Raw genomic sequence first — 5,113 nt, forward strand, 5'->3', positions numbered from 1 at the left:
CAAAGAGAGAATTTTCAAAAAGCTAAATTTATTTGGGATGAAGCTATCCAAGAGATAGCTGCTGCCTAAAATTTAAGGGTCAGGGTTGTGTTGCGGCCATATTTCCATTAACTTGACGGTGCCCTTTTTCTATTTTAAGCTGCCTTATCTCCTTCTCTAACATCATTTTTTCTTTCTTTATTAAATTCATATTTCCATTCCCTGGAAATGCTATTTTACTATTTGGCTCTTTTTCTATTCTTTTCTTCCATTTGCTTATTGAATCTACACTCACTCCCAAGCTTTTTGCTGCCTGCGTCATGCTATACCCAGATTCTATAACTAGCTTTACTGCTTCTACTTTAAAATCTTCTGTGTATCGATTTCTTGTATTGTCCATTATCAACTCCTTTTTTTAAGTTTTTACTTTATCAGAGTTGCTTAACTTTGACTCTTGTTTTTGGGGGTCACTTCATAACAGCGTAACTACTATTCTCGAAAAAATCAATATCCGATAATAACGCTATTTCTTATCATCACCAATGGTAATAATTGCTAGCATTGTTATTGAAATCTGCTAAAATCGTGGTCGGTGAAGTTGATATTTCCCACCCAATTTGAAGGTGGTTATTTTAATGAATGTCAACCTCCGCCATTTAATATTATTTGTGATTAATGATGAATTCCAAAGTTAAAATAGCTTATGTGATTTTAGCTTTGCCATTTAATCAGGAATTTTCGTATAAAATATCTGAGCAACATAAACCTAAAATTGGCTCTATAGTTAAAGTAAATTTTAGAAAAAGAGAGCAAATTGGCATTGTAACAAATATAGAAAATGTTGATAAAAGCAATTTGGACTTTGAGTTAAAGGAAATTATTGCTGTATACGATTTACCTTTAGTTAATTCCAAATTATTAGATTTTGCAAAATGGGTAGCAAAATACAATGTCACTAACTACGGAAATGTTATTAAAATGTTGTTACTTAATAAGAATAATGTTGAGCATATTATAAAAGATGAAGAATATAAAAAATTTCAAAACGATGCAAAAAATTTTAGCAAGGTAGAACTTTCAGATACTCAAAATCAAGTAGTTAATGAGATTAACAAGGCTGGATTTTTAGACTTTTCAGCGCATTTGATTTTGGGGGCAACTGGTTCTGGTAAGACAGAAGTATACTTAGAAAATACCCAAAAAATCATTGATGATGGTGGTCAGGCTCTTATATTGCTTCCTGAAATATTGCTTGCAACTCAATTGATAAAAAGATTTAGAAATAGATTAAAAAATTGTGCTATTGCCGAATGGAACTCCTCATTAACACCGAAAAAAAAAGCTATTATATGGCGAGGAGTGCTAGATGGTAATATTGATATCGTAGTAGGTGCGAGAAGTGCTTTGTTTTTGCCCTTTAAAAACCTAAAGCTTATTGTCATTGATGAAGAAAATGATAATTCTTTTAAGCAAGAAGAGGGTATAATTTATAACGCCAGAGATATGGCTGTTATAAAAGCAAAAATCGAAGAAATTCCCATTTTACTTTCAACTGCAACACCTTCTGCAGAGTCCTATCATAATACTATTTTAAATAAATATAGGATTCATAAATTACCTAATCGTTACACAGGAGTATCTTTACCTCAAGTACAAATAGTGGATTTAAAAAAAACAAAAAGACAGTTTAATGAATGGATTTCAACTGCGCTAAAAAATGAGCTAATTCATAGCTTAAAAAGAAAAAAATTAACAATGATTTTTTTAAATAGGCGCGGTTATTCTCCACTTACTATATGCAATAGTTGTGGAGAGAAATTTTCCTGCCCCAATTGTCAATTTTTTTTGGTTGAGCATAAAAAGAAAAATCAGATGCTATGTCATTATTGTGGATATATGCACGAAAAAATAATTAGGTGCACTAAATGTGATTCGGATGAAAAATTAGTTACTTTGGGCCCTGGTATAGAAAAAATTGAAGAAGAAATTAACCATTTATTTCCTAATGCAAATGTAATAACCCTTACAAGTGACACAGTATCAGATTTTAAAAAAGCATCTCAAATAATCAAGGATATTGAAAGTAAGAAATATGATATAATTTTAGGAACACAAATGCTAGCCAAGGGGCTGAATTTTCCTGACTTACATTTAGTTGGCGTCATCGACGCAGATATATCATTTGCTGGATGTGATTTGAGAATTTTAGAACGAACTTTTCAACTCTTATATCAAGTGGCTGGAAGAGCTGGGAGACAACACGATAAAGGTTTAGTATTAATTCAGACATATTTTGCTGACAATCCTTTACTGCATTACATTGAAAATTGGGATTATGAATCTTTTATTAATGATGAGTTAAAAAATAGAAAAGATACATTTATGCCACCTTTTTCTAGGCTTATTATGATAAAGGGAAGTTGTTTAAGTGAACATGTACTACACTCTTTTATGCATCATATAGCGCAAAAAGCTCCTATTAATAAGCAAATTGAAGTATTGGGGCCATCACCCGCCCCAATGTATAAGATTAGAAATAAATTTCGTTACAGAATTATTTTAAGAACTTCTAAACAAGCTAATATTCAAGATTATATACATAATTGGTTTAATCAATTTGTTACACCTGCATCAATTAAACTAAAAGTCGATCTTGACCCATATAATTTTTCGTAATAGGATTAGCGGTAAAATTTATGTGGGTGTAAGATGGTTCATGTTCAGACTTTAGAAAAAGATTATGACGCGAATTATAAATTAGATGGAACAGAATATAAGATTTTTGATGCTGTGCCAAAAGCAATATGTTATCTTAAGAAAACTTTTTTGGATAGAGTATCGGCTGGAGAAATAGATCAATTAGAAAATAATGCTCAAACGGATTTAAATAGAGATAAATTGGTCATTTATGAAAATGGACAGGAGGTTGCTGTAATAAATAATATTGATCAGATAAAACAACTTGAATATCTAACTGGAGAGCAAAAAGATTTTATACTTATGCATTTTCAGCTTTTTGAAGCTTCATTGTCTTTGTATTTAAGGAAGGATTATTCTGAGTCCGAGAATTTTAATTTTGGTAAAACTCTTGGTAAGAATGGCTGTTATAACTCTTTAGCTATAGAAAGAGATGATGATGGTGAAGTGAAAAATGTAGTGTACAATAGAAAGAGGGTGTATGGATATGGAACAGATCAACAAATTATGGAAAGGTTGCAAAAGGATGAAAATCTTGACCAAGTATATATGTCTGTTGAATCCAATATTACATCACTTAAAGCAGATAAAATGACGGCAGATACAACTTTGCCAAAATTTAAACTCACAGTTAGCGCTATTGATCATACTGGGTTAAATGGAGCAAAACTTATATTTCCGGAGCCTACTGAGGGAAATGGTATTAACAAAACAGAAAATCAATCATTAAAGTCTTTTTTAATTAATTGTTTTGTATCCAAAATTAAAAATAATACAGAAGATAAGAAAATTTCAGATTTATTTTTTGAAACTTTTTCTGTTCTTGCAACTGATAGAAAATTGATTAATGCCCTTAAGAATGAGGCTGTTAAGCTTGAGCGTGAAATTTTATTACAGAATGGAGAATTGAAGCCTATTGAAACAATAAAGCATTATTTAAATAAGTTGCTGGAATTGATTTTTGGAGCGGAACAATTTTTAAACTCAGAACAGCACTCTAAAATTAATTCTTTTGTTAATAATATATCAAATAAAAGTACTACTTCTAAAGTTAGATAACTGATTAGTGTAAAAACATTTTGAAAATTCCTGTTTAAACTATAGCATTATCTATGTGCTTGATTTTATTTGTCAGATGGTGAGATGCCAAAAAATGCTTTAAAAATGTTTAAAACGAAATTTCCTGAGATAACTCCTCAGTTGGATATGGGTTCAATAAAAGCATACGTCAAAAATGCTTTTTATGATTCTGCAGAGCCAATATATGGAATAGGAGCAGAATCTCAAATGCATAGGCTTATTGTTGAAGCTGAAAAAATGGGATTGCATAATTTTCGTTCATTAGCACCCTTATCAGCAAATCAAAATATAAAAGAATCATTTGAAAGCATACTTTACATCATTAAAGTAAATAATTTAGATCCAACTCCTTTTAAAGATAGAGTATTTGTGTGTGGAGAAGGTACGTTGACTAATTTACAAAATATATTACTTGATATATACGGCATAAGTTCCTTTAGAGGGATTGTTTCTAGATTTAAAAAAGAAATGCTTGAAGGGCTTGCTATAGAAATACTGAGTGGAGCAAAAACGCAAGATAATGAAGTGGTTTTACAAAAATTTAAACCTAGAGGTGAGGCATGGCACGTTCATGACGTGTCAACCATATTAAACGTATTATCTTCTGAATGGAACATAAATCGTAAAACTAGAACAGAGGATAAATATATAGGTAATATTGATAATGTTTTTGACATTAGAAGGATAAAAAATTATGTGGATCAAAAAGTTCAAAGTATATTGGAAAATTATGAATATTTATCAGAAGTGATTTTAACAAAATTAGAAATTGATTTACCTGAATTTGATAAATTAGAAACCTTAAATAGCAGTTATATTACAAACTTTAGTAATAAACTAGATGAGTGGATTGAATCAAAAAAGGATGATTTACAATTTTTAAATCAGTATACGAATTCAAATGAGATATTTTGCGCCCAAGCTTTAAAATTAGGTTTAGAAAATATTGAATTATTTGGGTACAAAGATAATTATAAGGAAATTTTAAAAAATTTTATCATTTTATTTTTAAACAATGAGCGCATATTTCAGCTAACTGAAGAGCAAAAATATATGATTATCGGTAAGTTATATGTAGATTGCAGTTTTCCCATACCAGAGGAAGAGATACCAGAATATTTACTTCAATATGCTATAGACAATGATAGAGTTATTATTGATAAAAAATATCAGATTATTGATCCAATAAGAATGGGCTTAAATGGTAGTAAAAAACAATATATTTTAAACTATAGTGGACTGAAAAAGTCAGACAACAAAAAGAGTAGTTTTATTTCCTAAAAGATATAAAAATATAAATAAAAAATAAGAAGTATGAGTAAAAAAGAAAAAAGAAATTTTAGCGCTGAACAAAAAA

Annotated in this window: 4 protein-coding genes; 3 read left to right on the top strand and 1 reads right to left on the bottom strand. The window is 29.8% G+C overall.

The features are described 5' to 3' along the window. Positions 1–79: 79 nt before the first annotated feature. The gene (locus L8D11_RS03295; RefSeq protein WP_236870251.1) at positions 80–379 is read right to left on the bottom strand and encodes a transposase; all 300 of its coding nucleotides are present in this window, start codon (positions 377–379) and stop codon (positions 80–82) included. 305 nt (positions 380–684) lie between these two features. Between L8D11_RS03295 and priA the strand changes: the two genes are divergently transcribed. The 3 genes from priA (at position 685) to L8D11_RS03310 (ending at position 5,037) form a co-directional block, all read left to right on the top strand. Further along, positions 685–2,655, top strand: a complete 1,971-nt coding sequence (gene priA / locus L8D11_RS03300; protein WP_236870252.1) for a replication restart helicase PriA — start codon at positions 685–687, stop codon at positions 2,653–2,655. 33 nt (positions 2,656–2,688) lie between these two features. After that, complete coding sequence (locus tag L8D11_RS03305) at positions 2,689–3,735, top strand: hypothetical protein (RefSeq protein ID WP_236870253.1); 1,047 nt, start codon at positions 2,689–2,691, stop codon at positions 3,733–3,735. 105 nt (positions 3,736–3,840) lie between these two features. Continuing rightward, positions 3,841–5,037 (top strand): hypothetical protein, encoded by a 1,197-nt coding sequence (locus L8D11_RS03310; protein ID WP_236870254.1) that lies wholly within the window; start codon positions 3,841–3,843, stop codon positions 5,035–5,037. Positions 5,038–5,113 lie beyond the last annotated feature (76 nt).

The sequence above is a fragment of the Candidatus Bandiella numerosa genome, from assembly GCF_021811875.1.
In the GTDB taxonomy this organism is placed as follows: domain Bacteria; phylum Pseudomonadota; class Alphaproteobacteria; order Rickettsiales; family Midichloriaceae; genus Aquirickettsia; species Aquirickettsia numerosa_A.

Coding starts and splice junctions, on each gene's coding strand:
- L8D11_RS03310 (WP_236870254.1), top strand. CDS start 3,841: ATGTTTAAAACGAAATTTCCTGAGATAACTCCTCAGTTGGATATGGGT.
- L8D11_RS03305 (WP_236870253.1), top strand. CDS start 2,689: ATGGTTCATGTTCAGACTTTAGAAAAAGATTATGACGCGAATTATAAA.
- L8D11_RS03295 (WP_236870251.1), bottom strand. CDS start 379: ATGGACAATACAAGAAATCGATACACAGAAGATTTTAAAGTAGAAGCA.